Below are 24,659 nucleotides of genomic sequence, written 5' to 3'. Positions count from 1 at the left end.
CGGCACCGGCAGATGAGCTTAAATCAGAACAGACGGTTCAGGTCTCTGCGCCCGTCCACGACGCGAACGATCTCCACCAACTCTATTGGGCCATTATCGGTGTCCGGTATAGTTTCATAGAACAACACAAACGGCGGCGCCACCAACATGTGCGCCGCGGCCCGAATGTCAGGCCGTCTTACGCCCATACGTGGCTGGTCCGCCAACTGCCGCGCCCGGTCCTCTATCCAGTCATAGTAGCGATCGGCGGCCCTCATGCTTTCGCTGCCGATGGCTACATAGATGTCGATTAAATCGGCTCTGGCCGCGGTGACCAGACTACCTTAACGGCCATTCGGCGCGGCGTCCTTTAGCCTCTGCCGAGCTTCGTTTCTGAGGGCGTCAAAGTCCAAAGGCTCCGGTCTCCCGCTCGCCTTGCCCTCATCCCAGAGCCGTTGCAGACGGTGCAGGTCCTCTTGGCGCAGTTCTCGCTTAGCCAACCAGTCGCGCACCGCTTCGCGCACGATTTCGCTCGTGGTCGCGTATTCGCCGGTTTCCACGGCCTCACGCATGACGGCCGCCTGCTGCGTCGTGACCGCCACGCTGATTTTTTCCACGTTTGCCATGGCAGCTATCCTTGCTCTATGGTAGAAAATAATACCCCCTTGCAGGAATCAATGGCACTGCTGATCCGGTAGCCGATCAAATGCTGTGATCGCACCTCCTCCCGCCATCGACCGGCAGGCCGGCAGGCCTAATTAGCTTTGAGTCGAACGTCGCGCCTTCGCAACCGCCGGCCGCTTCGGCTGCGCTAGGGGCTGCGCCGCCACGACAGGCTTCACCGGGCCTTTCTTGAACGGCGCCATGCCTTGCCTGGCCAGTTCGTCGGCACGCTCGTTCTCCGGGTGGCCGGCATGGCCTTTCACCCAATGCCACGTGACCTTGTGGCGCCGGTTGGCCTCGTCGAGCGCCTGCCAGAGCTCGCCATTCTTGACCGGCTTCCTGTCGCCGGTCTTCCAGCCGTTCTTCTTCCAGCCATGGATCCATTTGGAGATGCCGTCCATGACGTATTTGCTGTCGGTGTAGAGGTCGACCGCGCAAGGCTCCTTCAGCGCATTGAGCGCCGTGATGGCGGCGAGCAGCTCCATGCGGTTGTTGGTGGTCTCGGCCTCGCCGCCCGACAACTCCTTGGTGACGCCGTTGTAGCGCAGCACCGCGCCCCAGCCGCCGGGCCCGGGATTGCCCGAGCAGGCGCCGTCGGTGAAGATCTCGATCTGTTTGTTCATGTCAGCCCGTATTCGGATGGCGACTTGATGGCGCGATGGAAGCGCATGCGGCGGATATATTCGGTCGGATCGCGCTTCATCACCAGCCCGCCATCCGGAACGGTCAGCCAGTCATAGAGGCGGGTCAGCATGAAGCGCAGCGCCGAGCCGCGCGCCAGCATCGGCAGCGCCGCCTTCTCGTCGCCCGAGAGCGGCCGCACCGACTGATAGCCGGCCAGCAGCGCCGTGCCCTTGGTCAGATTGAAGGAAAAATCCTTCTCGAAGCACCAGGCGTTGAGGCAGGTGGCGACATCATAGGCATAGAGATCGTCGCAGGCGAAATAGAAGTCGATCAGCCCCGACAGTTTCTCGCCGAGGAAGAAGACATTGTCCGGGAACAGATCGGCATGAATGATGCCCTTCGGCAGGCCGGTGGGCCAGTTGCGCTCGAAATCGACGAAATCGGCATCGACCTCGGCCGCCAAGCCGGGCTCGACCTCGTCGGCCCGCTCGCGCGAGGCCGCCCAGAGCTTGCGCCAGCCGTCGATGGCCAGCGCGTTCGGCCTTCGCATCTGAAAATCCTGGCCGGCAAGATGCAGGCCGGCGAGCGCCTTGCCGACCTCGCCACAATGCGCGGCGGTCGGGCGCCTGAGCGATAGGCCTTCGAGGAAGGTGATGATGACGGCGGGCCGGCCGGCGAGCGTACCGATGACGGTGCCGTCATGCGCGGTGACCGGCAGCGGGCAGGAAATGCCCTTCCTGGCGAGATGGCCCATCAGGCCGAGAAAGAACGGCAGGTCGGCCTTGTCGACGCGCTTCTCGTAGAGGGTCAGGATGTAGGAGCCGGTCGAGGCATGGACCAGGAAATTGGAATTCTCGGTACCTTCGGCGATGCCCTTGTAGGAAAGCAGCTCGCCCACCGGATAGGCCTTGAGGAATGCGGTCAGCTCGCCTTCGTTGACGTCGGTGTAGACGGCCATCCGGTTTCACGCCGCTCCATTGACGAAGGCCATGTCGGCCGCCGTCAGTTCGACATCGCGCAGCACCCGCATCACCGGAAAATCCTCCGTTTCCGTGGCCGTGATGGCCAGATCGATGGTGACTTCGAAGCGCTGCCGGAACGCGTCGATGATCTCATCGACGATGATTTCCGGCGCCGATGCGCCGGCCGACAGGCCGAGCGTCCTGATCCCGGCGATCTCATCCCACGGAATTTCGGCGGCGCGCTGCACGAGAAGCGACATCGTGGCGCCGGCGCGCTCCGCCACTTCGACAAGGCGGCGCGAATTGGACGAATTGGGAGCGCCGACGATAAGGAAAAGATCGGCGCCCGCCGCCGTCTCCTTCACCGCTTCCTGGCGGTTGGTCGTGGCGTAGCAGATGGATTCGGCCGCGGCCGCGTGTAGTTCGGGAAACCTCTCCTGGAGCGCCCGGATAATGCCGGCGGTGTCCTCGACCGACAAGGTCGTCTGGGTGACGAAGCCCAATGCCGAAGCGTCGACGGGCACGAAGCGCGCGGCGTCGGCCTCAGTCTCGATCAGCGTAACCGCGCCTTCCGGCAATTGGCCCATCGTGCCGATCACCTCCGGGTGCCCGGCGTGGCCGATCAGGAGCACGTGGCGGCCGAGCCGCTGGTGGCGCATCGCCTGTTTGTGCACCTTGGAGACGAGCGGGCATGTGGCGTCGAGATAGAAAAGATTGCGCGCCTCGGCATCCGCCGGCACCGATTTCGGCACGCCATGCGCGGAAAAGACCACGGGCGACTGGCGATGCTCCGGCGGAATCTCGGACAGTTCCTCGATGAAGACGGCGCCGAGGCTCTGCAGCCCTTCGACGACGTAGCGGTTGTGCACGATTTCGTGGCGGACATAGACCGGCGCGCCGTATTTCTTCAGCGCCAGCACGACGATCTGGATGGCGCGGTCGACGCCGGCGCAGAAGCCGCGTGGCTGGCACAGCCTGATCGTCAGCGGTGGTTTTTTCTCGGTCATGAATGCGAAGCCGGTTCAGTCGGAATCAAGAGCATGATGCCGAAAAGTGTGAAGCGGTTTCGGACCACATCATGCTCTATCTCTTTGTTGTAGGCGAAATGAGGTGCGCACCCCTGCCCTGTCAAGAGCGGCGGCGCTCACTGCTCCTTCGCCGGGCGGCGCAGTCTTAGAATCAGCACGGCTGCCAGGGCGGCGGCCAGCCCGTACCAGGTGACGGCATATTGCAGGTGGTTGTTCGGCAGGTCGATGATGGTGACGCCACCGACCGGCAGGCCGCCGGGATTCGGCGTCTTGTCGGCATCAATGAAAAACGGCACCAGCACGAAACCGGCAGGCAAGCCGGCGGTCGCCGCCATGACGTCGCGATCCTTCCAATAGAAGATGTTCTTGGCGGTGTCATTGTCGGGAAGCATCATCGACGGCTTTGCAGGCAGCGGATTGCGGGCGAGCCCGGTCACCGTCACCTTGCCGGCAATTTCGCCCCGTTGGCGCTTGGCCGGATCCTTGAGATCGTAGGGAACGAAGCCGCGGTTGACGAGCACGAAGCGGCCATCCTCCAGCTGCAAGGGCGTGTAAACGTTGAAGCCGCTGTCGCCTTGCCAGGTCGAAAAGAAGTGCCGCTCGCCCTGGTGGAGGAACGTGCCGGTCACCGTCACCGGAGTGTAATCGACATCGTGGGAAGCGGCGAACTCCCTCTCGACGTCGGCCATCGGCAACGGCGCGGAATGCGTGCGCTTATCGATGGTTGCGAGCAGGTCCTCCTTCCAGTGCAAGCGCTGGACCTGCCAGGTGCCGAGCCCGATCAGGACGGCGAACAGCACAAGACCGAGACCGGTGAGCAACGCCAAGCGCGGCCGCGAACGGTCGGCCACCGAGCCTGTCGTCTCATTCATTGTTGGGATTCCAGCCTGCCTTCAGCGGCCTTCTTGGAATATTGCAAGGTGATCAGCACGCCCTTGATGAGGCGCAGCGCCGTCAGGCAGAGAACCAGCGCCAGCGGTATCCACAAAATGAAGTGCAGCCAGAGCGGCGGGCTGAGCGTCACCTCCATCCATAGCGCCAGGCCGACGACGATGAAGCCGATGATCAGGATGACGAACACCGCCGGTCCGTCTCCGGCATCGGCGAAGGAATAATCGAGCCCGCAATTGTAGCAGCGCTTGCCGACGGTGAGGAAACCCGAGAACAGCTTGCCTTCGCCGCAGCGCGGGCAGCGGCCGTGCAGGCCGGCCGAGATCGGATCGATGGGTGGCCAGATCGCTTTATCTTCGCTCATGTTCTCACCGTAGACCTTTTCGCCCCAAAGAATAAGGCGGCCACGTCGCCGCAGCCGCCTTTGGGATTCCGAAACCTGTCGGTTTAATGGCCTTCGATCAGCGCGCCGTTCGAGGCCCAGACATAGATGGCGCTGAACAGGAACAGCCAGACCACGTCGACGAAGTGCCAGTACCAGGCGGCCGCCTCGAAGCCGAAATGCTGCTTCGGGGTGAAGTCGCCGCGCCACGCGCGGATCAGGCAAACGAGCAGGAAAATGGTGCCGATGATGACATGGAAGCCGTGGAAGCCGGTGGCCATGAAGAAGGTGGCGCCGTAGATCGAATCCCTGAAGCCGAACGGAGCGTGCATGTACTCGTAGGCCTGCACCATGGTGAACAGCATGCCGAGGCCGACGGTCAGCACCAGGCCGTTGATCAGGCCCTTGCGGTCGCCATGCAGAAGCGCGTGGTGCGCCCAGGTCACCGTCGTGCCCGACAGAAGCAGGATGATGGTGTTGTAGAGCGGCAGGTGGAAGGGATCGAGGACTTCAAGCCCCTTCGGCGGCCAGACACCGCCGGTGAAAGCGGTACGGGCATACTGGTTCGCCTCGCCAGGGAAGAGACTTGCATCGAAGAAGGCCCAGAACCAGGCGACGAAGAACATCACCTCGGAGGCGATGAACATGATCATGCCGTAGCGCAGATGCAGCGACACGACGCGCGTGTGGTAGCCCTCATGCGCTTCCTTGATGGTGTCCGACCACCAGGCGAACATCGTGTAAAGCACGATGATCATGCCGATGAAGAACAGCCACGGATTGGCGATGTTGTGGCCGAAGACCGGGAAGCTGCCGCCCTTCAGATACTGCATCAGGCAGACGCCGCCGACAGCGGTGACCAGCGCACCGACCGAGCCCAGGAAAGGCCAGGGGCTCGGGTTGACGAGATGGTAGTCGTGGTGTGGTTTTGCGTGCGCGTCTGCCATATCAACCCCCGAGGCTTGCTTCGGAATCTGGAACTTTGTTGCTGCTGCCAGCGGCCGGCGCCGACGAGGCGACCGGCTGTTTCTTTTCGACCGGGAACATCGTGTAGGATAGGGTGATCGTCTTCAAGTCCTTGAGTTCCGGCACATTGACGATGTCTGGATCGACGTAGAACACGACCGGCATGTCCAGCGTCTCGCCGGGCCTCAGCGTCGTGTCGGTGAAGCAGAAACACTCCACCTTGTTGAAATACGCGCCGGCCATTTCAGGCTGCACGTTGAACGAAGCGCGGCCGGTGATGGGGCGATCGAACCTGTTGGTTGCGCTGTAATGCGCCTGGGTCGTCTCGCCGATCTTGATCGTCACCGAACGGGCGACCGGCTCGAACTGCCAGGGAATGCCGTTGGTGTTGGCATCGAAGCGGATGGTGATGTCGCGTTCGAGCACACGGCCGGCATATTGCTTCTCGGCGCGTTGCGTGGTGCCGCCATAGCCGGTGACCTGGCAGAACATCTTGTAGAGCGGCACCGCCGCATAGGCCATGCCGATCATACCGGCGAAGAAGGCGAGGCACACAGCGGCGACGATGCCGTTGTTGACCTTGCGGGGCTTGCTCAAGTCGCCGCTCATCAGCCGCCCCCAAGCAGACCCGAGCCGGTGAGGCTCGCGCCATGGTGACCGAAGCGCACGATGGTGGCGGCATAGAAGATGATGACGAGCGCCGCCAGCGCGACGCCGATGGCGATGGAGCGGTTGCGGCGCGCCTTGCGCTGACGCTCTGTCAACGTGACCAGTTCGAGGTTCTTTTCGGCCACGGTCATACCCCCCCCATCATGAGCGCGCGCCCGACGACGCAATCGACGAGATAGGCGGCGAAGATGGCGAAGAGATAGAGCAGCGAATAGCCGAACAGCGCCTTGGCCGGCTTCATCGCGCGGTCGTCGTCAGTCATGGCAAGCACTTTCCAGGCATACCAGACGAAGCCCGCGCCGAGGACCGCCGAGACGACGCCATAGCCGGCCGTGGTGTAACCAAGCGCCCATGGCAGCACGCCGACCGGCGCCAGGATCAGCGCATAGGCAAAGATCTGCCTACGGGTCGAGGCATGGCCGGCGACATTCGGCATCATCGGGATGCCGGCGCGGGCGTAGTCGTCGGACTTGAAGAGAGCCAGCGCCCAGAAATGCGGCGGCGTCCACAGGAAAATGATCAGGAACAGGATCACGCTTTCGAGGCTGACCGAGCCGGTCACGGCGGCCCAGCCGATCACCGGCGGGATGGCGCCGGCGGCGCCGCCGATGACAATGTTCTGCGGCGTCCAGCGCTTCAGCCACATGGTGTAAATGACGGCGTAGAAGAAGATGGTGAAGGCGAGAAGCGATGCCGACAGCCAGTTAACCAGCACGCCGAGCGTCATCACCGACAGCACCGAGAGCACTAGGCCGAAGCTCAGCGCCTCGCCTGGGGTGACGCGGCCGGACGGAACCGGGCGGCCGGCGGTCCTGGTCATCACGGCGTCGATGTCGGCGTCGTACCACATGTTGAGCGCGCCGGAAGCACCGGCGCCAATGGCGATTGCGAGGATGGCGATCACCGCCATGAGCGGATTGATGGCGACGGGCGCCGCGATCATGCCGACAAACGCCGTGAAGACGACCAGCGACATGACGCGCGGCTTCAGGAGGGCGAAGAAATCGCCTGCGGTCGCTTCCGACATGCGAAAACCCGCTTCCTCCATCAATCTGTCTTCGGCAAGGGCCATGCGTACTTAAAGTCCATCATTCCGTTGGCCAAGACCGCCGTGCAAGCCGGCGGCCTCGTATGCGTAGGGGCGCCTACTTGATCTTCGGCAGCTGTTCCCACTGGTGGAACGGCGGCGGCGAAGGCAGCTGCCATTCGAGCGTGGTGGCACCCTCGCCCCACGGGTTGGCGCCGGCGACGCGCTTCTTCTGGAAGGCTTCGAACACGCCGTAGAGGAAGATCGCAACGCCGACGGCCGCGATGTAGGAGCCGTAGGACGACACCATGTTCCAGCCGGCGAATGCGTCCGGATAGTCGACGGTGCGGCGCGGCATGCCGGCAAGGCCGAGGAAGTGCTGCGGGAAGAAGATCAAGTTGACGCCGACGAAGGTGACCCAGAAGTGGGTATTGGCGATCACCGGCGAGTACATGTAGCCGGTCATCTTGGGGAACCAGTAGTACCAGCCGGCGAAGATGGCGAACACGGCGCCCAGCGACAGCACGTAGTGGAAGTGGGCGATCACGAAATAGGTGTCGTGCAGGGAGCGGTCGAGGCCGGCATTGGCCAGCTGGACGCCGGTGACGCCACCGATGGTGAACAGGAAGATGAAGCCCAGCGCCCACAGCATCGGCGGCTTGAAGGAGATCGAGCCGCCCCACATGGTGGCGATCCAGGAGAAGATCTTCACGCCGGTCGGCACCGCGATGACCATGGTGGCGAACACGAAGTAACGCTGGGTGTCGAGCGACAGGCCGGTCGTGTACATGTGATGGGCCCAGACGATGAAGCCGACAGCGCCGATCGCGACCATGGCGTAGGCCATGCCGAGATAGCCGAACACCGGCTTCTTCGAGAAGGTCGAGACGATATGGCTGACGATGCCGAAGCCCGGCAGGATCAGGATGTAGACTTCGGGATGGCCGAAGAACCAGAACAGGTGCTGGAAGAGGATCGGGTCACCGCCCTGATCCGGCACGAAGAAAGCGGTGCCGAAATTGCGATCGGTGAGCAGCATGGTGATGGCGCCCGCCAGAACCGGCAGCGAGAGCAGGAGCAGGAAGGCGGTGATCAGCACCGCCCAGGCAAACAGCGGCATCTTGTGCAGCGTCATGCCGGGAGCGCGCATGTTGAAGATGGTGGTGATGAAGTTGATGGCGCCGAGGATCGACGACGCGCCGGCGATATGGATCGCCAGGATCGCCAGGTCCATCGCCGGTCCCGGCTGGCCGGAGGTCGAGAGCGGCGGATAGATCGTCCAGCCGCCACCGACGCCGAAAGCGCCCGGCGCGCTTGGCACGAACATTGAGGAGAGCAGCAGGATGAATGCCGGCGGCAGCAGCCAGAAGGAGATGTTATTCATGCGCGGGAAGGCCATGTCCGGCGCGCCGATCATGATCGGCACCATCCAGTTGGCGAAGCCGCCGATCAGCGCAGGCATGACCATGAAGAAGATCATGATCAGGCCGTGCGCGGCGCCGAAGGCATTATACATGCTCTTGCCGCCGTCGATGGCGGCGTCGCCCTGCATGCCGTAGACCATCTGCGCCAGGCCGCTGAAGATCTGGATGCCCGGCTCCTGCAGCTCCATGCGGATGGCGACCGAGAGCGCGGCGCCGATGACGCCGGCTATGATCGCGAAGATCAGGTAGAGCGTGCCGATGTCCTTGTGGTTGGTCGAGTAGACCCAGCGGACCCAGCCATGCGGCCTGTGGTCGCCGTGATCGTGAGCTGCAGCCTCTGCCATGTTCCGCTCCGTTCCCTAAATCTTGCTAACCCGCGGCATCAGTTGCCGGCGGCCGCTACCTTGTTGGTACCATCGATCTCGGCCATCAGCGCCTTGTTGGCAGCAGGCACGTCGGTCTTGGCCGTCTCCAGCCAGGTCTTGAACTGCGCATCGGATACGACGCGCACGGCGATCGGCATGAAGGCATGGTCCTTGCCGCAGAGCTGCGAGCATTGCCCGTAGTAGAGGCCTTCTTTCTCCGCCTTGAACCAGGTCTCGTTGGTGCGGCCGGGAACGGCGTCCATCTTGATGCCGAAGGACGGCACGGCGAAGGAGTGGATGACGTCGGCCGCGGTGATCAGCACGCGGGTCATGGTGTTGACCGGCACAACCAGCTCATTGTCGACCGCGAGCAGGCGCGGATAGAGGGCGCGATCTTCCTTGCCGGCCTTGGCGCGGTCGGCGTCCTGGAGAAGCGCCGAGTTGAAGGAGAAGGTCTTGTCGACCTGGTACTCGTAGTCCCAGTTCCACTGGTTGCCGGTCGCCTTGACGGTGAGCTTGGCTTCTTCCGGCGGGGTGTATTGAGCGGTGAGCAACTGGAAGGAGGGAATGGCGATCAGCAGAAGCACGATCACGGGCCCAACTGTCCAGATCACCTCGATCAGCGTGTTGTGGCTGGTCCGGGACGGCACCGGGTTGGCGCTGGCGCGGAACCTGACGATGCAGACCAGCAGAAGCACCAGCACGAGGATGGTGATCGGGACGATGAACCACATTGTGTAGTTCCCGAACCGCTCGATCTGCCGCATCATGTCGGTCGCCGGAGCCTGGAAGGTCACTTCCCATTCCCGCGGCTGGTCGGCGCGGGCCGCCGCACTGGAGAAGAGCACGGCCGAAGCGGCCGCACCTGCCAAGAATTCAGCGCTTGCCAGGAATTTCCTCATCGCCCTCTCGTCTCCCACTTCCCGCGATCTGGTCGCACCAATAACGGACGCTGCCAGGATCGGGAATCCCGGTCTGTCCCTAGGGTGGTTCAAACCATACTCTATTTCCCTCCGCAAGAAAGGAGCGGAGGAAACCGTGCGGCATTTTTGCGCGTAGGCCGAGGGACATCTTCTGCGCCCGCCGCGCCATATGCGCAACGGTCGCAATTCGGGCGAATTTGCTTTGGAAAAGCATGGAATTGCCGGTATCGGGGCGGGCCGGCGACGGTCTCATCCTTTACTTGGCCCCGGCGCGGCTTAAAGTGCCGTGATTCGCAATGGAGCCGTCATGACTTCCTGGCTTTCGAGAACCTTGGCGAAGGTCGTTCTTGCCCTTGCCTTGCTCGGCGTCGGCATAGCCGTTGGCGCCGCCGCCTCGCCGAACAATGCCACGCCCCCGAGCGGCACGGTAAAGTCGACGCATGGCGCGTGGTCGATCATCTGCGACACGCCGGCGGGCGCGACGTCCGAACAATGCGTGATGATGCAGAACGTCGTCGCCGAGGACCGTCCTGAAATGGGCCTTTCGGTCGTGGTGCTACGCACCGCCGACAACAAGGCCGAGATCCTGCGCGTGCTGGCTCCGCTCGGCGTGCTGCTTCCCAACGGCCTCGGCCTCAATGTCGACGGCAAGGATATCGGCCGCGCTTATTTCGTGCGCTGCTTCCAGGACGGCTGCTACGCCGAGGTGATCCTCGAAAAGCCGCTGCTCGACACGTTGAAGAGCGGCACCTCGGCCACCTTCATCGTCTTCCAGACGCCCGAGGAAGGCATCGGCATTCCCGTCGACCTCAAGGGCTTTGCGGAAGGTTTCGCCGCCCTACCTTGATCTTCTTGCTACGCGCCGCTCCTGATCCTGAGGTCAGGTGGCGAATGCGCGTTTGGTGGCCAGGAGGCTCAATGCGCGCGAATTTATCCGCTTTCGTTACCGGTCTGGCGCTGGTCGCTGCGGTTTCGGCCGCGCGGGCCGAGGATGCCGAAATCCTCCAGAGCCCGGAACCGGCGGCGATCCTCGATGTCGCCAAGGGTTTCGGCTCGGCCAGGATGGGCAGGGACGATAATGGCGACCCGATGATTTCCGGGCGGGTCGAGGGCGTCAAATACGTGATCTATTTCTATGGCTGCGAAGACCACGAGAACTGCAAGTCGCTGCAGTTCTCGACCGGCTACACCGACCCGCTGACCGCCGACCAAGCCAACGCCTGGAACGCAAAATACCGCTGGGTGAAGGCCTATTCGGGCGACGGCTCGAATTTCAAGATGGATGTCTCTTTCGCCGGCGGCATCACCAAAGCCAATCTCGAGGAACAGTTTTCCAACTGGAACGCGATGGCCGCCAACATCAAGAACTTCCTGAGCGGCGAGTGACGGCGGCGCAATCGTCGGCTTGATCCTGTTGGCGATTGTGCAATGGCGGCTTTGCGCCTACATCCGGTGCAACGATTTTGTTTCCACGAATGGATTTGCCATGAACAGCCTGATCGGCCAATTCGATATTTCCGACGATCGCGTCAAAGAGATCGTCACCGAGACCATCAAGGGCGCCGACGACGGCGAGCTGTTCCTGGAATACAGCGAAAGCGAAGCGCTGATGTTCGACAATGGCCGGCTGAAGACGGCCAATTTCAACACCGACCAGGGTTTTGGCCTGCGCGCCGTGGCCGGCGAGGCCAGCGGCTACGCGCATTCCAGCGATCTCTCCGAGGCCTCGCTGCTGCGCGCGGCCGATGCCGTCTCGGCGGTCAAGGGCGGCTATTCCGGCACATTGGCCGGAGCGCCCGCCCGCACCAACCGCCATCTCTATGGCGACGAGAACCCTATCCCCTCGCCGTCTTTCGAGGCCAAGGCAAAGCTGCTGCAGGAGATCGACGGCTGGCTGCGGGCCAAGGATCCGCGCGTGCGCCAGGTGACGGCCTCGCTCGCCGCCTCCTGGCAGCATGTCGAGATCATGCGCGGCGACGGCCAGATCGTGCGCGACATCCGCCCGCTGGTCCGGATCAACGTTTCGGTCGTGGTCGGCAGCGGCGACCGGCAGGAGAGCGGCTCCTATGGCATGGGCGGCCGCAAGAGTTTTGGCGAATTCGTCAGCGAGGAAAGCTGGAAGCATGCAGCCAGCGAGGCGCTGAGGCAGGCGCTGGTCAATCTCGAGGCCGTCCCTGCGCCGGCGGGCACGTTCGACATCGTGCTCTCCAGCGGCTGGCCGGGCGTGATGCTGCACGAGGCGGTCGGACACGGGCTCGAAGGCGATTTCAACCGCAAGAAGACATCGGCCTTCGCCGGCCTGATGGGCCAGCAGGTCGCAGCAAAGGGCGTCACCGTGGTCGATGACGGCACGATCCCCGAGCGGCGCGGATCGCTCACCGTCGACGACGAAGGCACGCCTTCGGCGCGCAACGTGCTGATCGATGACGGCATACTGGTCGGCTATATGCAGGACCGCCAGAACGCCCGGCTGATGGGCATGAAGGCGACCGGCAACGGCCGCCGCGAGGGTTATGCGCACCAGCCGATGCCGCGCATGACCAACACCTACATGACCTCCGGCGACATGCAGCCGGAAGAGATCATCGCCTCGGTCAAGAACGGCATCTATGCCGTTTCCTTCGGCGGCGGCCAGGTTGACATCACCTCCGGCAAGTTCGTGTTCGGCTGCACCGAAGCCTACATGATCGAGGACGGCAAGGTGACGCAGCCGATCAAGGGCGCGATGCTGATCGGCAACGGTCCTGACGCCATGCACCGCGTCAGCATGATCGGCAACGACATGCAGCTCGACACCGGCATCGGCATGTGCGGCAAGGCCGGACAGGGCGTGCCTGTCGGCGTCGGCCAGCCGCATCTGCGGATGAACCAGATGACGGTGGGCGGCACCAGGGTTTGAGGCCTTTCGTTCGCTGCCCGAACGACCATCCGAGCAGTCCCCGCGCCAGGCGATTGATTCCGGCTTGAATGCATCCTCCACCTTGAAGTGAACACAATCGTGTTAGGACATTAGTAATTGTTTAATTGGCGGGGCAGGCGTTTGCGCATTAGCTTCTCGCCAGTCTTCTGGTTGCGGTGGTGTCGGCAATGCAGCGTTCCCCTGGCGTCCTGGCCTCTTCCCTCCTCCTTGGCCTCGTTTCGTTGGTTGGCGCCGCGTCGCTGCAAGTCGGCCCTGCAGCGGCGCAGTCGTCGCCGTTCAAGCCAACGTCGACACGACCTGCTGCAAGCTCCGCCGCCGTCGGTAGCAGCACCAGCGTTCCATATGGCTGGCTCGATTTCTGTCATCGCCGGCCGAAGGAGTGCAAGGTGCCCACCCTGCCCCCCGCGAGCATTAGGCTGACCGCGCAGAACATGAGCATCCTCAAGCGGATAAATCGGACGGCGAACCGTTCCATCAAGCCGGTCAGCAATTACGACCACTGGGGCACGATGATGGACCATTGGGACTATCCGACCGATGGCAAGGGCGATTGCAAGATCTACGCGCTCTACAAGCGCAAGCTTCTCCAGGACGCGGGATTTCCCCGGCAGGCGCTGCTGATGACGGTGGTGCGCGATCTTCACAATGAGGGCCACACCATCCTGACGGTGAAGACCGACAAGGGCGATTTCGTGCTGGACAATCTGGTCGACGAAATCCGGCCCTGGAACGCCACCGGCTATTATTTCCTGAAACGCCAATCGCAGCAGAACCCGAATGTCTGGGTTTCGCTCAACCAGCGCGGCGGCACGGCGAAACGGCTGTCTCCAAGCTCGTAGATCAGGATGACGTTTCGTTGAATCGCCATCCTGATCTAACTCTTTGTTGGAGCATGATCTTCTCCGAAAACCGGTTCCCACTTTTCGGGATCATGCTCTAGACTAAAGCCAGAGCGTTTTGCCGTTTCACGGAAACGGCGAGCCGCTCTATATCCCTGGGATGCAATTCCGGAGGGAAGGCTACGGTGGAGTCGCCGAGCTCGACCCTTTCACCTTTTTCCCACAATCGCTCCCGGCGCGACCAGAGCGGTCCGGTCTGCTTTTGACAGATTTGGCCGTCACATTCTCAACCTCGCAAATCGTGGGCCGTAAAATAATCCGGCCTACGGACGGGCCATTGCCGCCAGGCAAGCCTTGCTGGCCTACTGCTGGCAGGGCGGCTCGCCAGGACGCCCACAGGTCGGCTTCTTGTTTCCCTGCGGCGGCTGCTCCTTGGGCTGCTGCGGCAGGCGCCGTTCCTGCATCTGAGGCTGAGGCCGCTGCTGCTGCAAGCGTCTTTCTTGCATCTGAGGCTCAGGCCTCAACTGCTGCAGGCGTCTCTCTTGCATCTGAGGCCTTGGCTGCGCCTGGAACTCTGGCCTTTGCGGCCTGAGCACCTGCACGTCCGGCCTTTCCTGCTTGAAGTTGCGCCGGACGTTGGTGCCTGCGCCGGCGGAGCCCTCTTCGCCGTTCGGCAGCCTGCGGAACTTCCTGTTTCCGTTGGCCGCGCCCTGATTCTGGTCGGAGAACACGCTCGGATTGTTTCTCCTGAGCCGCTCCTGAACGCTCGGCCGGTTGTCGGCCGGCGCGCCGTTGACGGTCGGCAGCTTGCGGAACTTCTTGCCTCTATCGCCTCCGACGACCGAGCCTTGATCGCTCGGGCCGACAGTTGTCTGGCCTGCCGACAAATCTTTGCGTGTCAGCTTCCTCGGCCTGCCTTCGTTCTGGCCGGACAACGCATTCGGATTGTTCTTCCCGAACCTCTGCTGAGCGTTCTGCCCGTTCTCGCCCGGCGCGCCATTGACGGTCGGCAGCTTGCGGAGCTTCTTACCTCTACCGCCTCCGTTGTCCGAGCCTTGATCGCTCGGGCCGACAGCTGTCTGGCCTGCCGACAAATCTTTGCGTGTCAGCTTCCTCGGCCTGCCCTCGTTCTGGCCGGACAACGCATTCGGATTGTTCTTCCTGAACCTCTGCTGGACGTTCTGTCCGCTCTCGCCCGGTGCGCCATTGACGGTCGGCAGCTTGCGGAACTTACCCTTCTTGCCCTGATCGTCGACAACTCCGTTCTGCTGGCCGTTGCCCGTAACGGGGGCGCCGGCATTCCCGGTAGCCTGCTCGTTGCCACTCGCCGTGCCTTGCTTGCCCAGCACCTTCCTGTTGGGCGCGTTCTGGCCGTTGAGCACCGGCTTGCCGTTGACAAGCGGCAGCGCTTTGCCGTCAGCTCCCGGCAGGGCGTGATCGGTCGAGTGCTTACCCATCGTCCTCGCCTGCGGCGTCGCACCCGGCTGCTGGCCCTGCGTGACAGCCTGGCCCGGCTTCAGCGATGGCGGCGTCGCACCAGGCTGCTGGCCCTGCGTGGCAGCCTGGCCCGGCTTCGGCGGCTGGCCGCCCTGGTTTTGCCTGAACAGCACCGCCCTTTTCTGCAGCACCGGCGGCAGCGCCACCTTGGCCGCCAGTGCGGCCGCGCCCGCGCCAGCCGCCATCTTCTGCCCGGGGGTGAGACCGCTCGGTGCATTGGCGCTCGGCTGTCCAGCCTGATTGGCCGGCTCGTTGTTGATCGTCGTGTTGTTGATGACGGTCGTGTTGTGAATGTTGTTGAAGATGATGTCGTTCGGCGGCGGCACGATGTCACGCGGCGGCCTGACCCAGACCGGCACGGGGACGAAGACCGGCGTCGGCAGGACGTAGACATCGACCGGCGGTGGGGGCGGCGGCAGCACGACGAAATCCGGCGGCGGAGGCGGCAGGAATATCACGTCGATCGGGGGCGGCGGCTCAAAATCGAAATCGGGATCGTCGAAATAGAGCACCGGACGATCGACATAGACGATTTCCTCCGGCGGCGGCGGCGGCACGTCGTAGACGATGACAGTGAAGCTCGTCGGTGGCTCGAGCTCGGCGTCGAAATGCTCCAGCCGGCGGCGCGCGTCCCAGGCATGCAGCCCGTGCGGATAGCGCTCGAGGTAGGACCAATAGGCCTCCGGCGTATCCCGCAGCCATGTTTCGCGCCAGGTGATCGCCTCGCGCCGCGCAGCGATGATGGCGCGCACACGCTTGGCCATCGGATCGTGCGGATAGGCGACGAGGAATTCCTCGTAGCCGCGCATGGTGTCGCGATCGAGTGCCGCGACATAGGCGTCATGCGCATTGAAGTCGCGGATCGGCCTAGTCCGGTTGGCCCGTTCTTCGGCCTCCGAAACCTTCGGCGGCGGCGCGTCCGGAGCGCGTTCGAAGAAGACGAAAGGCGTGTTGATCTTCGAGGCGTCCCACGGGATTTCGGCGCCTTGCGTCACCTCGTTGACGCGTAGCCGCGTGCGGTCGAAAACATCGTCAAGCGACAAGCCGCCTTCGCGCATCATCTCGGCGAGCGCCTGAGCATAGGCGCCGTATGGGCCTTTGCCTTCCGGCGCAACCGTTCCAGGCGCCGCATTGAACGCAATCAGCATGTTGGGGTCGGGGTCGACCAGCGCGAGACCGCTGGCCAGCGGCTGGCTCATTTTCGGAAGCGCATTCGGCCGAGCCGCGTCGAGAACGACGATATTGACCTTCGCCGGCAGTCCCGCCAGGGACCTGGTGATATCGGAGAGCCGCATGGCTTGCAGCGGCACGTCGGCCGGATTGGCGATCTGAGCGTCGACCGGCAAGAAATAGTTCTCACCTTCGAACTGCACGCCGCGGCCGGCGAGGTATACGAAAACGGTCGCGTCCGGACCGGCGGCGGAAACCTTTCCAAGGAAATCGCGCAGCGCGCCACGCAATGATTCCTGGTCGACGTCGCGCGCGCCGACCACATCGAACCCTGCTGCTTGCAGGGTCTGCGCGATCAGGCCGGCGTCATTCGCGGAGGTGACCAGCGCATCCGACGGATAGGCGGCGTTGCCGATGACGAATGCGAGACGTTTCTGCTGTTGGGCGAGCGCGCCCGTCGTGGACGCGACGGCGAACGCGATGAGAACGACGACAAGACCGATGACTTTCCGAAGCGAGCGCATTGCAATCCGCCATCCTTGTCCGCCATTGGGTCCGCCATTGGTCCAACGCGATAACGCCGGAGAGGCAGGAATGTTTCCCTAACAGCAGAATTAAGAGCCCGCATGAAGGCGGCTTTAGGGCACAATTTCGTCGAAAGAACAGAGGCTTCACAATTTTCATGCGAGCCCTCGGCCGTGGGCTACCGCCGCCGCTTCGGCTTCTCCAAAAGCGCCACGGCCTCGACATGCGGCGACCACAGGAACTGGTCGATCGGCGTGACGCTCTTCAGCGTGTAGCCGCCATCGATCAGGATGCGCAGATCGCGCGCCAGCGTCACCGGATTGCAGGACACCGCGGCGACCAGCGGCACGTCGGAGCGGGCGATCTGCTTCGACTGATCCTCGGCGCCGGCGCGCGGCGGATCGAAGACGAGGCCGTCGAAGAGGTTCAACTCCTTGAAGATCAGCGGCCGGCGGAACAGGTCGCGGCGTTCGCTGGTCACCCGCTTCAGGCCGCCGGCGAAGCGGAAGGCGCGGTCGAGCGCGGCGAGCGCCGGCGCATCGCCCTCCACAGCATGAACCTCTGACTTCGCCGCGAGCCTGAGCGCGAAGCTGCCGCAGCCGGCAAACAGGTCGGCGACCTTCCTGGCGCGCGACAAATGCCGGCCGACAAGGTCCGCCATCGCCTGCTCGGCGGCTTCGGTCGCCTGCAGGAAGGCGCCGGGCGGCACGGCGACCGCGACCGATCCGAACTGCACCACTGGCTTCCTCGGCTCGACGACGATCTCGCCGTCGACGGAAAGCCGCGCCAGACCTTCGGCCATGATGAAATTCGACGCGATACGGCGCTGATGGTCGCCAAGCTTGCCGGCATCGTGCACGGCTATGTCGAGGCCTGAAGCGGTGACGGTCACCGTCATATGAAACGTCTTCGGGGTGGCGCAGACCAATCCGGCGAGGGCGCGCAATTTGTCGAGCGCCGAGACGATCGCCGGCAGCGAGATCGGGCATTCCTCGATCGGGATGATCTCGGAAGACAGCGCGCGCATGAAGCCAAGCAGCATGCCGGCCTCGGTGCGCCTCGCGCTGAAGGTGACGCGGCGGCGGCTGTGCGGCGCGCAAGGCACCAGCGCAGCGATGTCGCATACAATGCCCTTGGCCTTCAGCGCCTGCACGACCTTCTCACGCTTCCATTGCTGGTAGGCTGCGGCCTCGTAATGCTGCAGCGCGCAGCCGCCGCATTCGGTGAAATGGCGGCAGGCCGGGCCGATCCTGAGCGGCGAGGCTTCCAATACAGACATCAGCGCGGCGCGGTCCTTCTGGCGCGCGGCCGTGACCGTTTCGCCCGGCAGCGTGAACGGGATGAAGACCTCCCCGCCTTCGGCATTGGCGATGCCGTCGCCCTGCGAACCGAGCCTCGCGATGGTGAAGCGTGTGCTCATCGCCCGTCCTTCATGGCCGCGAGCAGGAACTCGCGGTTGCCGTCGCCGCCTTCGATCGGCGATGGCTGAAGTCCCAGCACGCGCCAGCCGGGAACGCCGGCCAGCCAGTCGCGCAAATTTGCGGCAATGCGCTCGGCATCGCCCGGATCCTTGAGCAGGCCGCCCTTGCCGATGGCCTCGCGGCCCGCCTCGAATTGCGGCTTGACCAGAAGGATTACCTTGGCGCCCTCGCCCGCCAATTCCAGCGCCGGCGGCAGCGCAAGCTTCAGCGAGATGAAGCTGACGTCGCAGACAAGGAAACCGGGAACGCGGCCGCCGAGATCGACTGCCGTCAGATCGCGCGCGTTCAGCCCTTCGATCACCGTGACGCGCGGGTCACCGGCAATGTCAGGGTGGAACTGGCCGTGGCCGACATCAATCGCCGTGACATGGGCCGCGCGGCGCTCGAGCAGCACCTGGGTGAAGCCGCCGGTCGAGGCGCCAATATCGATCGCCTCGCTGCCGGAAGGATCGAGGCCGAAACGGTCGAGGCCGGCGATCAGCTTCAGCGCGGCGCGCGACACATAGGCCTGAGCCGGATCGTCGATGGCGACCAGGCAGTCCGGCGCGACAGGTTGGCCGGGCTTGCGGGCAACGGCGCCGTCAACCGTCACCGTGCCGCGCTCGATCGCGTCACGGGCGCGCGAACGGCTGGCAAACAGGCCACGCCCAACGAGCAATTCGTCGAGCCGCTGGCGCCGGCTGGCTGGCAAAGGGGAACTCATCGGCCTTCATTGGCGAAAGCCGGGCGCGAACGCAATGGGTTTGAATATCGGGCAATAGGCTACAGAATGCCGACAGGATCAGGCGGTTCCTCAGCCGGTGGAGGTGGCAATGCTGAAAGGTACCTGTCATTGCGGCGCGGTTCATTGGACGCTGGAGGGCGATCCCGGTGGAATCACCGCATGCAATTGCACGCTTTGCCGCCGCTACGGTGCGCTCTGGGCCTATGACTATGTCGATGAGCGCATCCGCGTCGCCGGACCGCTGAAGTCGTACACACGCGCCGAGGTGGCGGAGCCCGCGCTAGAAATCCTGTTCTGTCCGACCTGCGCCTGCGTGGTCGCCTGGCGCGGCCTGCGCTCCGGCGAAAGCGGCCGCACGCGTATCGCGGTCAATGTCAGGCTTGCGCCGCCCGAGGAGGTCGCCGACCTGCCGATCGACCATTTCGACGGCCTGAATAGTTTCGACGACCTGCCGCGCGACGGCCGATGCGTACGTGATATGTGGTTCTAAAAAATAGTGCGCGAAACCTGGCGCTCGACGGCGGGCATCAGGCCCTCATTGCCGGAGGCTTCCTTGCGCTGCGGTTCAACTGCAGTGGGCGCGGCGCGCACCGCTTCCGGTAGCACGACGAGTTGAGGAACCTGCTTGTAAGAGAAGCCGCCGCGGATGTTGCCCATCTTGCCGGCGACGATATCCAGCACCGCTTTTTCAAGGTTGCGGTCGTAACGCGTTTCGGCTGCCGCCGGCGCGGCCATTGCAGCCAACAAGGCCATGCCGCAAAGGAACGACTTCATTGTTCTTATCCCCTGCCTCGGACCAAGGTCTTAGCAGGGCGCCGTTGAAAAACGGCCAAGAGACAGGGTAAGCGAACCGCAAAACAGGAGCCTTAACAAAAACTTAGTTCAGGAAGCCGGCAAATCGATTCTGCGTCTTGACGTTCTGATTCAGGCGCGCTGCGCCTGCATGCCGCGGCCGAGCGCGGCGAAGACAGTGCGCACGATGCCGGCCGAATCCAGCCCGGCATCGGCATACATCTTTTCCGGCTTGGCATGGTCTGTGAACACGTCCGGCAGCACCAGCGGGCGCACCTTGAGGCCGCTTTCCAGCAGGCCTTCATGGGCGAGGAAGTGCAGCACCTGGCTGGCGAAGCCGCCAATGGCGCCCTCTTCCACGGTCACCAGCACCTCATGCGAACGGGCGAGCCGCCGGATCAGATCCTCGTCCAGCGGCTTGGCGAAGCGGGCGTCGGCGACGGTGGTGGAAAGGCCCGCAGCGCCAAGTTCCTCGGCCGCCAAAAGGCAATCTTGCAACCGCGTGCCGAAGGAAAGCAGCGCGACCTTGGTCCCTTCCTTGAGGATGCGGCCCCTGCCGATCTCGAGCAGCGAGCCGCGCTCCGGCATGTCGACGCCGACGCCGTTGCCGCGCGGATAGCGGAAGGCGATCGGGCCGTCATCATAAGCGGCCGCGGTGCGCACCATATGGCGCAGTTCCGCCTCGTCGGCGGCGGCCATGACAACGAAGCCCGGCAGCGTGGCCAGGAAGGTCGTATCGAAAGCGCCGCAGTGGGTGGCGCCGTCGGCACCGACGAAACCGGCGCGGTCGATGGGAAAACGTACCGGCAGTTTCTGGATCGCCACGTCATGGACGACCTGGTCGTAGGCGCGCTGCAGGAAGGTCGAATAGATGGCCGCGAAAGGCTTGTAGCCTTCGGTGGCGAGCCCCGCGGCGAAGGTCACCGCATGCTGTTCGGCAATGCCGACATCGAAGGTTCGCTGCGGAAACACCTCGCCGAAGAGATCGAGGCCAGTGCCGCTCGGCATGGCGGCGGTGATGGCGACGATGCGGTCGTCCTCACGCGCTTCCTGGATCAGGCTCTCGGCGAAGACCTTGGTGTAGGCGGGCGCGTTGGCCGGCGCCTTGGCCTGCGCGCCGGTGATGACGTCGAATTTGTTGACGCCGTGATACTTGTCGGCCGCGGCCTCCGCCGGCGCGTAGCCCTTGCCCTTCTGGGTCACGACATGGATCAGCACCGGGCCTTTGCCATTGTCGCGGACGTTCTTCAGCACCGGGATCAGATGTTCGAGATTGTGACCGTCAATGGGGCCGATATGGTAGAAGCCAAGCTCCTCGAACAAGGTGCCGCCGGTAACATAGCCGCGCGCATGCTCGACGGCACGGGTGATGGCGCGGTCGGCGCGCTTGCCTAGGTAGGATGTCAGCTTCTTGCCGAAATCGCGTAAGCCCAGATAGGCCTTGCCGGAGGCAAGCCTCGCCAGATAGGCGCTCATGGCGCCGGTCGGCGGCGCGATCGACATGTCGTTGTCGTTGAGGATGACGATCAGCCGGGCATCGAGCGCGCCGGCATTGTTCAGCGCCTCGAAGGCCATGCCGGCTGACATCGAGCCGTCGCCGATAACGGAAATGACATTGTTGCGGCCACCCGACAAGTCGCGCCCCATGGCCATGCCGAGACCGGCTGAAATCGAGGTCGAGGAATGGGCGGCGCCGAACGGGTCGTATTCGCTCTCGGCGCGCCGGGTGAAACCGGAGAGGCCGCCTTCCTGGCGCAGCGTGCGGATGCGGTCGCGGCGGCCGGTCAGGATCTTGTGCGGATAGGCCTGGTGGCCGACATCCCAGATCAGCCGGTCCTGCGGCGTGTTGAACACATAGTGCAGCGCGACGGTCAGTTCGACGACGCCGAGGCCGGCGCCGAGATGGCCACCGGTCTGCGACACGGCGTCGATGAGCTCTGCGCGGAGTTCCGCGGCAAGCTGCGGCAGCGCGCTCTCATCAAGCGTCCGCAAATCCGCCGGAATGCGGACCTTGTCGAGCAGCGGCGTGTCTGGCTTCACTCGGGCGCGTCCTGCCTTATCGATCGAACACGGCGCTACCAGCAGATCGCGCCATAATCATGCGCGGGAATAGTCCGCCGGCGGGCGAATGTAAATGTGCGTCAGTGACGCGTGCTACGCTGCAAGGTGTATTGAGATTCAGGTCAGGCCGCGCCGAAAATGATGGATTCCGAGAACCGGAGCGGAGCGTACTCAAAGTACGTGAGCACCGGAAGCGCAGGAAACCGGCATTTGCAGGCCGGCTTCACCTGAATATCAACACACCTTAGTTCTCGGGCAGCGGAATGAACTCCTCCTCATCGCCGGGAACGATATCGAAGCGACCTGTCTTCCATTCCTGCTTGGCCTGCTCGATGCGTTCCTTGGAGGACGAGACGAAATTCCACCAGATATAGCGCTTGGAGCCCAGCGAAGCGCCGCCGAACAGCATGAAATGCGCACCCCGCTCGGAAGAGACAACGATCTCCTCGCCCGGCTTGAACACCAGGAGCCGTTCGGCCGGGAAAACATCGCCGGCGATCGAGACGTTGCCCTCCAGCGTATAGATGGCGCGCTCTTCGGCATCGGCCGGAATCTTCACGCTGGCGCCGGCGGCCAGCCTGAGATCGGCGTAAAGCGTGTCCGAGGCGGTCGCCACGGGCGAGCGCAGGCCTGAGAACGCGCCAATGACGACGCGGCCGCTGACACCCTCGGCATCGATCTGCGGCAGGCGGGCCACGGACGTGTTCGCGAACACCGGGGCAATCTCCTCCTTGCCGTCGGGCAAAGCCAGCCAGGTCTGCAGGCCGGAGACCGACATCGGCGCGCCGCGCAGTTCCTGTGGCGTGCGCTCGGAATGAACGATGCCGCGCCCGGCTGTCATCAGATTCACGTCGCCCGGCGCGATCACCATTTCGGTGCCGAGCGAATCCCGATGCCTGATCCTGCCGTCGAACAGGTAGGTGACGGTGGACAGCCCGATATGCGGATGTGGACGCACGTCGAGCGCATGGCCCGCGCGCAGGATCGCCGGGCCCATGCGGTCGAAGAAGATGAACGGCCCGACCAGGCGGCGTTTTGCCGTCGGCAGAGCGCGGCGCACCTCGAAGCCGCCAATGTCCTTGGCGTTCGGAACGACCATCAGCTCGATCTGGTCGCAGGCGAAGGCATCGCCGGGTTCGGGGTCGTTTCCCGGAAAGAAGCTCATGTCGGTTCCCTCAGGCGAAACGCAGCGCCGACCTGGCCTTCGCCTTGGCAGCCTCTTCCTCGCGATTGCGCGGTTCCTGATTGGTTTCGAGCGAATCGATCAATTCGCGCGCAGCGGCCGCGATCGCTTCCACTGCATGATAAAAAGCGTGCTCGTTGCGCTTGGACGGCTTCGTCGAGCCGGCCAGCTTGCGCACGAATTGAAGCGCTGCGTCATGCACTTCGTCATTGGTCGCCGGCGGCTCGAAATTGGCCAAGGTCTTGATGTTGCGGCACATGGCTTGAACTCCTTACCTGCTCTCTCTGCCCACCCTATTCCAAATCAGTCGGCGTCCAGCGGCTCCGTTCCTACCGGCTTGCCGTCGCGCGAAAGCCTGATCTTCTCGACCTTGTCCTCGGCCGCTTTCAGCAGCCTGTCGCAATGCGCCTTCAGCGCCTCGCCGCGCTCATAGATCTTGATCGACTGGTCGAGCGGGACGTCGCCGCGCTCAAGATCATCGACGATCTTCTCCAGCGCATCGAGCGCCTGTTCGAAGCTCATCGCCTTGACGTCCTCATTGCCTTCCAATGCCATACTCTATCCCTTCATCAGCCGCCCGACATGAGCGGCGACTGAAAATGCCAGTCCCTGCAGATCGTAGCCGCCTTCCAGCAGGCTGACGAGCCTGTTGCCGCTGTGGCGGCCGGCGCGTTCCATCAATTGCCCGGTCGCCCAGTCGAAATCGTCCTCGGTCAGGTTGATCTCGGCCAACGGGTCGCGATGGTGCGCGTCGAAGCCGGCGGAAATGATGATCAGGTCCGGCGCGAACGCGTCGATCGACGGCAGCACGCGCGACAGGAAGGCGTCGCGGAAGAGATCGCTGCCGGTCTGCGGCGCCAGCGGCGCATTGACGATGTTGCCGGCGCCGGTCTCGCTCTTCGCGCCGGTGCCCGGATAAAGCGGCATCTGGTGCGTCGAGCAATAGAGGACCGACGGGTCGTCCCAGAAGATGTCCTGGGTGCCGTTGCCGTGATGGACGTCCCAATCGACGATGGCAACGCGTTCTGCCTGATGCTTGTTCTGGGCGTAGCGGGCGGCGATCGCCGCCGTGTTGAACAGGCAAAAGCCCATCGCGGTGGTCTTTTCGGCGTGATGGCCGGGCGGACGAGCGGCGACGAAGACGTTTGCCGCACGGCCCTCGAAGACGTCGTCTACCGCCGCGTTGGCACCGCCGATCGCGGTGATCACGGCCTGCCAGCTTTTCGGGCTGGCGCTTGTGTCGGCGTCGATCGAGACGATGCCGCTCTCAGGGATCGCGGCGCGGACACGCTCGACGAAATCCTCCGGGTGCGCATAGAGGATCGTTTTCTCGTCGCCTTCCGGCGCCTTGACGCGGTCGAGCGCCGAAAACGCCTCGTCGTCGAGCACGCGCTCGATGGCGCGCAGGCGGTCTGGCCGCTCGGGGTGACCGGGCGGCGTGAGGTGTTCGAGGAAGATCGGATGCGTGTAGAGACGGGTGGCCATGGCGCCTAATCTAGGGACCTATGACCGCAATGACCATGTTTGGCAGGCCGAATGGCTGGGGAAAATCGCGTCTTGCCGT

Annotated in this window: 27 protein-coding genes; 5 read left to right on the top strand and 22 right to left on the bottom strand. The window is 63.7% G+C overall.

The genetic code is table 11. The features are described from left to right. Positions 1 to 23: 23 nt before the first annotated feature. The 13 genes from LB528_RS09025 to coxB form a co-directional block, all read right to left on the bottom strand. Positions 24 to 257 (bottom strand): type II toxin-antitoxin system RelE/ParE family toxin, encoded by a 234-nt coding sequence (locus LB528_RS09025; protein ID WP_318012287.1) that lies wholly within the window; start codon positions 255 to 257, stop codon positions 24 to 26. A gap of 66 nt (positions 258 to 323) precedes the next feature. Beyond that, positions 324 to 605, bottom strand: a complete 282-nt coding sequence (locus LB528_RS09020; protein WP_224515424.1) for a type II toxin-antitoxin system ParD family antitoxin — start codon at positions 603 to 605, stop codon at positions 324 to 326. 132 nt (positions 606 to 737) lie between these two features. Further along, complete coding sequence (rnhA, locus tag LB528_RS09015) at positions 738 to 1,265, bottom strand: ribonuclease HI (RefSeq protein WP_224515421.1); 528 nt, start codon at positions 1,263 to 1,265, stop codon at positions 738 to 740. Continuing rightward, positions 1,262 to 2,224: a homoserine kinase gene (locus tag LB528_RS09010; protein WP_224515419.1), complete on the bottom strand. Its 963-nt coding sequence runs from the start codon at positions 2,222 to 2,224 to the stop codon at positions 1,262 to 1,264. The genes rnhA and LB528_RS09010 overlap by 4 nt, the downstream gene beginning before the upstream one ends. Before the next feature lie 6 nt (positions 2,225 to 2,230). Next, positions 2,231 to 3,235 (bottom strand): 4-hydroxy-3-methylbut-2-enyl diphosphate reductase, encoded by a 1,005-nt coding sequence (ispH, locus tag LB528_RS09005; protein ID WP_224515417.1) that lies wholly within the window; start codon positions 3,233 to 3,235, stop codon positions 2,231 to 2,233. Positions 3,236 to 3,372: 137 nt separating this feature from the next. Further along, a complete protein-coding gene (locus LB528_RS09000; protein ID WP_224714587.1) occupies positions 3,373 to 4,128 on the bottom strand; it encodes an SURF1 family protein in 756 nt (251 codons plus the stop codon). Further along, the gene (locus LB528_RS08995) at positions 4,125 to 4,511 is read right to left on the bottom strand and encodes a DUF983 domain-containing protein (RefSeq protein ID WP_224714586.1); all 387 of its coding nucleotides are present in this window, start codon (positions 4,509 to 4,511) and stop codon (positions 4,125 to 4,127) included. The genes LB528_RS09000 and LB528_RS08995 overlap by 4 nt, the downstream gene beginning before the upstream one ends. Positions 4,512 to 4,594: 83 nt before the next feature. Further along, positions 4,595 to 5,476: a cytochrome c oxidase subunit 3 gene (locus LB528_RS08990; protein ID WP_224714585.1), complete on the bottom strand. Its 882-nt coding sequence runs from the start codon at positions 5,474 to 5,476 to the stop codon at positions 4,595 to 4,597. A 1-nt stretch (position 5,477) separates the two neighbouring features. Beyond that, the gene (locus LB528_RS08985) at positions 5,478 to 6,104 is read right to left on the bottom strand and encodes a cytochrome c oxidase assembly protein (protein ID WP_224515409.1); all 627 of its coding nucleotides are present in this window, start codon (positions 6,102 to 6,104) and stop codon (positions 5,478 to 5,480) included. Continuing rightward, positions 6,104 to 6,295: a hypothetical protein gene (locus tag LB528_RS08980; RefSeq protein ID WP_224515407.1), complete on the bottom strand. Its 192-nt coding sequence runs from the start codon at positions 6,293 to 6,295 to the stop codon at positions 6,104 to 6,106. Before LB528_RS08980 ends, LB528_RS08985 begins: the two co-directional genes overlap by 1 nt. Further along, on the bottom strand, positions 6,292 to 7,236 hold the full coding sequence (locus LB528_RS08975; protein WP_224515405.1) for a heme o synthase: 945 nt from the start codon (positions 7,234 to 7,236) through the stop codon (positions 6,292 to 6,294). The genes LB528_RS08980 and LB528_RS08975 overlap by 4 nt, the downstream gene beginning before the upstream one ends. Positions 7,237 to 7,309: 73 nt before the next feature. Continuing rightward, entirely contained in the window at positions 7,310 to 8,959 is a 1,650-nt protein-coding gene (gene ctaD, locus LB528_RS08970; protein WP_224515403.1) for a cytochrome c oxidase subunit I, read from the bottom strand. A gap of 38 nt (positions 8,960 to 8,997) precedes the next feature. After that, on the bottom strand, positions 8,998 to 9,882 hold the full coding sequence (coxB, locus tag LB528_RS08965) for a cytochrome c oxidase subunit II (RefSeq protein ID WP_224714584.1): 885 nt from the start codon (positions 9,880 to 9,882) through the stop codon (positions 8,998 to 9,000). Between the two features lie 328 nt (positions 9,883 to 10,210). On the opposite strand from coxB, the gene LB528_RS08960 reads away from it, so the two are divergent. The 4 genes from LB528_RS08960 to LB528_RS08945 all read left to right on the top strand — a co-directional run bounded on the left by LB528_RS08960 (position 10,211) and on the right by LB528_RS08945 (position 13,662). After that, a complete protein-coding gene (locus LB528_RS08960; RefSeq protein WP_224515399.1) occupies positions 10,211 to 10,750 on the top strand; it encodes an invasion associated locus B family protein in 540 nt (179 codons plus the stop codon). A 71-nt stretch (positions 10,751 to 10,821) separates the two neighbouring features. After that, positions 10,822 to 11,289 (top strand): YbjN domain-containing protein, encoded by a 468-nt coding sequence (locus LB528_RS08955; RefSeq protein ID WP_224714583.1) that lies wholly within the window; start codon positions 10,822 to 10,824, stop codon positions 11,287 to 11,289. A gap of 100 nt (positions 11,290 to 11,389) precedes the next feature. Beyond that, complete coding sequence (tldD, locus tag LB528_RS08950) at positions 11,390 to 12,802, top strand: metalloprotease TldD (RefSeq protein WP_224515395.1); 1,413 nt, start codon at positions 11,390 to 11,392, stop codon at positions 12,800 to 12,802. A gap of 188 nt (positions 12,803 to 12,990) precedes the next feature. After that, on the top strand, positions 12,991 to 13,662 hold the full coding sequence (locus LB528_RS08945; protein ID WP_224714582.1) for a transglutaminase-like cysteine peptidase: 672 nt from the start codon (positions 12,991 to 12,993) through the stop codon (positions 13,660 to 13,662). Positions 13,663 to 14,024: 362 nt separating this feature from the next. Here LB528_RS08945 and LB528_RS08940 read toward each other — a convergent pair whose 3' ends face one another. The 3 genes from LB528_RS08940 to LB528_RS08930 all read right to left on the bottom strand — a co-directional run bounded on the left by LB528_RS08940 (position 14,025) and on the right by LB528_RS08930 (position 19,038). Next, entirely contained in the window at positions 14,025 to 16,853 is a 2,829-nt protein-coding gene (locus tag LB528_RS08940) for a caspase domain-containing protein (protein ID WP_224714581.1), read from the bottom strand. A 179-nt stretch (positions 16,854 to 17,032) separates the two neighbouring features. Further along, positions 17,033 to 18,274 (bottom strand): class I SAM-dependent RNA methyltransferase, encoded by a 1,242-nt coding sequence (locus LB528_RS08935; RefSeq protein ID WP_224714580.1) that lies wholly within the window; start codon positions 18,272 to 18,274, stop codon positions 17,033 to 17,035. Continuing rightward, positions 18,271 to 19,038 (bottom strand): TlyA family RNA methyltransferase, encoded by a 768-nt coding sequence (locus LB528_RS08930; protein ID WP_224714579.1) that lies wholly within the window; start codon positions 19,036 to 19,038, stop codon positions 18,271 to 18,273. Before LB528_RS08930 ends, LB528_RS08935 begins: the two co-directional genes overlap by 4 nt. A 109-nt stretch (positions 19,039 to 19,147) precedes the next feature. On the opposite strand from LB528_RS08930, the gene LB528_RS08925 reads away from it, so the two are divergent. Next, entirely contained in the window at positions 19,148 to 19,549 is a 402-nt protein-coding gene (locus tag LB528_RS08925) for a GFA family protein (RefSeq protein ID WP_224714578.1), read from the top strand. Here LB528_RS08925 and LB528_RS08920 read toward each other — a convergent pair. From LB528_RS08920 to LB528_RS08895, 6 genes are all read right to left on the bottom strand, one after another. Beyond that, complete coding sequence (locus tag LB528_RS08920; protein ID WP_224714577.1) at positions 19,546 to 19,833, bottom strand: hypothetical protein; 288 nt, start codon at positions 19,831 to 19,833, stop codon at positions 19,546 to 19,548. The two genes, LB528_RS08925 and LB528_RS08920, sit on opposite strands and share 4 nt — an antisense overlap. 150 nt (positions 19,834 to 19,983) lie before the next feature. Beyond that, on the bottom strand, positions 19,984 to 21,891 hold the full coding sequence (gene dxs / locus LB528_RS08915; RefSeq protein WP_224714576.1) for a 1-deoxy-D-xylulose-5-phosphate synthase: 1,908 nt from the start codon (positions 21,889 to 21,891) through the stop codon (positions 19,984 to 19,986). Between the two features lie 265 nt (positions 21,892 to 22,156). Continuing rightward, positions 22,157 to 23,077 (bottom strand): pirin family protein, encoded by a 921-nt coding sequence (locus LB528_RS08910; protein WP_224516012.1) that lies wholly within the window; start codon positions 23,075 to 23,077, stop codon positions 22,157 to 22,159. A 10-nt stretch (positions 23,078 to 23,087) separates the two neighbouring features. Continuing rightward, positions 23,088 to 23,354, bottom strand: coding sequence for a DUF2277 domain-containing protein (locus LB528_RS08905; RefSeq protein ID WP_140694206.1), 267 nt, complete (start codon positions 23,352 to 23,354; stop codon positions 23,088 to 23,090). Between the two features lie 44 nt (positions 23,355 to 23,398). Beyond that, a complete protein-coding gene (locus LB528_RS08900; RefSeq protein ID WP_095766752.1) occupies positions 23,399 to 23,650 on the bottom strand; it encodes an exodeoxyribonuclease VII small subunit in 252 nt (83 codons plus the stop codon). Between the two features lie 3 nt (positions 23,651 to 23,653). After that, positions 23,654 to 24,580: a histone deacetylase family protein gene (locus tag LB528_RS08895; protein WP_224714575.1), complete on the bottom strand. Its 927-nt coding sequence runs from the start codon at positions 24,578 to 24,580 to the stop codon at positions 23,654 to 23,656. Positions 24,581 to 24,659 lie beyond the last annotated feature (79 nt).

The organism is Mesorhizobium sp. CA4 (genome assembly GCF_020165075.1).
Lineage (GTDB): Bacteria > Pseudomonadota > Alphaproteobacteria > Rhizobiales > Rhizobiaceae > Mesorhizobium.
The sequence above is the reverse complement of the archived record's forward strand: the minus strand, read 5'-3'. Positions and strand labels throughout refer to the sequence as shown.

Coding starts and splice junctions, on each gene's coding strand:
- LB528_RS09025 (WP_318012287.1), bottom strand. CDS start 257: ATGAGGGCCGCCGATCGCTACTATGACTGGATAGAGGACCGGGCGCGG.
- LB528_RS09020 (WP_224515424.1), bottom strand. CDS start 605: ATGGCAAACGTGGAAAAAATCAGCGTGGCGGTCACGACGCAGCAGGCG.
- rnhA (WP_224515421.1), bottom strand. CDS start 1,265: ATGAACAAACAGATCGAGATCTTCACCGACGGCGCCTGCTCGGGCAAT.
- LB528_RS09010 (WP_224515419.1), bottom strand. CDS start 2,224: ATGGCCGTCTACACCGACGTCAACGAAGGCGAGCTGACCGCATTCCTC.
- ispH (WP_224515417.1), bottom strand. CDS start 3,235: ATGACCGAGAAAAAACCACCGCTGACGATCAGGCTGTGCCAGCCACGC.
- LB528_RS09000 (WP_224714587.1), bottom strand. CDS start 4,128: ATGAATGAGACGACAGGCTCGGTGGCCGACCGTTCGCGGCCGCGCTTG.
- LB528_RS08995 (WP_224714586.1), bottom strand. CDS start 4,511: ATGAGCGAAGATAAAGCGATCTGGCCACCCATCGATCCGATCTCGGCC.
- LB528_RS08990 (WP_224714585.1), bottom strand. CDS start 5,476: ATGGCAGACGCGCACGCAAAACCACACCACGACTACCATCTCGTCAAC.
- LB528_RS08985 (WP_224515409.1), bottom strand. CDS start 6,104: ATGAGCGGCGACTTGAGCAAGCCCCGCAAGGTCAACAACGGCATCGTC.
- LB528_RS08980 (WP_224515407.1), bottom strand. CDS start 6,295: ATGACCGTGGCCGAAAAGAACCTCGAACTGGTCACGTTGACAGAGCGT.
- LB528_RS08975 (WP_224515405.1), bottom strand. CDS start 7,236: ATGGCCCTTGCCGAAGACAGATTGATGGAGGAAGCGGGTTTTCGCATG.
- ctaD (WP_224515403.1), bottom strand. CDS start 8,959: ATGGCAGAGGCTGCAGCTCACGATCACGGCGACCACAGGCCGCATGGC.
- coxB (WP_224714584.1), bottom strand. CDS start 9,882: ATGAGGAAATTCCTGGCAAGCGCTGAATTCTTGGCAGGTGCGGCCGCT.
- LB528_RS08960 (WP_224515399.1), top strand. CDS start 10,211: ATGACTTCCTGGCTTTCGAGAACCTTGGCGAAGGTCGTTCTTGCCCTT.
- LB528_RS08955 (WP_224714583.1), top strand. CDS start 10,822: ATGCGCGCGAATTTATCCGCTTTCGTTACCGGTCTGGCGCTGGTCGCT.
- tldD (WP_224515395.1), top strand. CDS start 11,390: ATGAACAGCCTGATCGGCCAATTCGATATTTCCGACGATCGCGTCAAA.
- LB528_RS08945 (WP_224714582.1), top strand. CDS start 12,991: ATGCAGCGTTCCCCTGGCGTCCTGGCCTCTTCCCTCCTCCTTGGCCTC.
- LB528_RS08940 (WP_224714581.1), bottom strand. CDS start 16,853: ATGCGCTCGCTTCGGAAAGTCATCGGTCTTGTCGTCGTTCTCATCGCG.
- LB528_RS08935 (WP_224714580.1), bottom strand. CDS start 18,274: ATGAGCACACGCTTCACCATCGCGAGGCTCGGTTCGCAGGGCGACGGC.
- LB528_RS08930 (WP_224714579.1), bottom strand. CDS start 19,038: ATGAGTTCCCCTTTGCCAGCCAGCCGGCGCCAGCGGCTCGACGAATTG.
- LB528_RS08925 (WP_224714578.1), top strand. CDS start 19,148: ATGCTGAAAGGTACCTGTCATTGCGGCGCGGTTCATTGGACGCTGGAG.
- LB528_RS08920 (WP_224714577.1), bottom strand. CDS start 19,833: ATGAAGTCGTTCCTTTGCGGCATGGCCTTGTTGGCTGCAATGGCCGCG.
- LB528_RS08910 (WP_224516012.1), bottom strand. CDS start 23,077: ATGAGCTTCTTTCCGGGAAACGACCCCGAACCCGGCGATGCCTTCGCC.
- LB528_RS08905 (WP_140694206.1), bottom strand. CDS start 23,354: ATGTGCCGCAACATCAAGACCTTGGCCAATTTCGAGCCGCCGGCGACC.
- LB528_RS08900 (WP_095766752.1), bottom strand. CDS start 23,650: ATGGCATTGGAAGGCAATGAGGACGTCAAGGCGATGAGCTTCGAACAG.
- LB528_RS08895 (WP_224714575.1), bottom strand. CDS start 24,580: ATGGCCACCCGTCTCTACACGCATCCGATCTTCCTCGAACACCTCACG.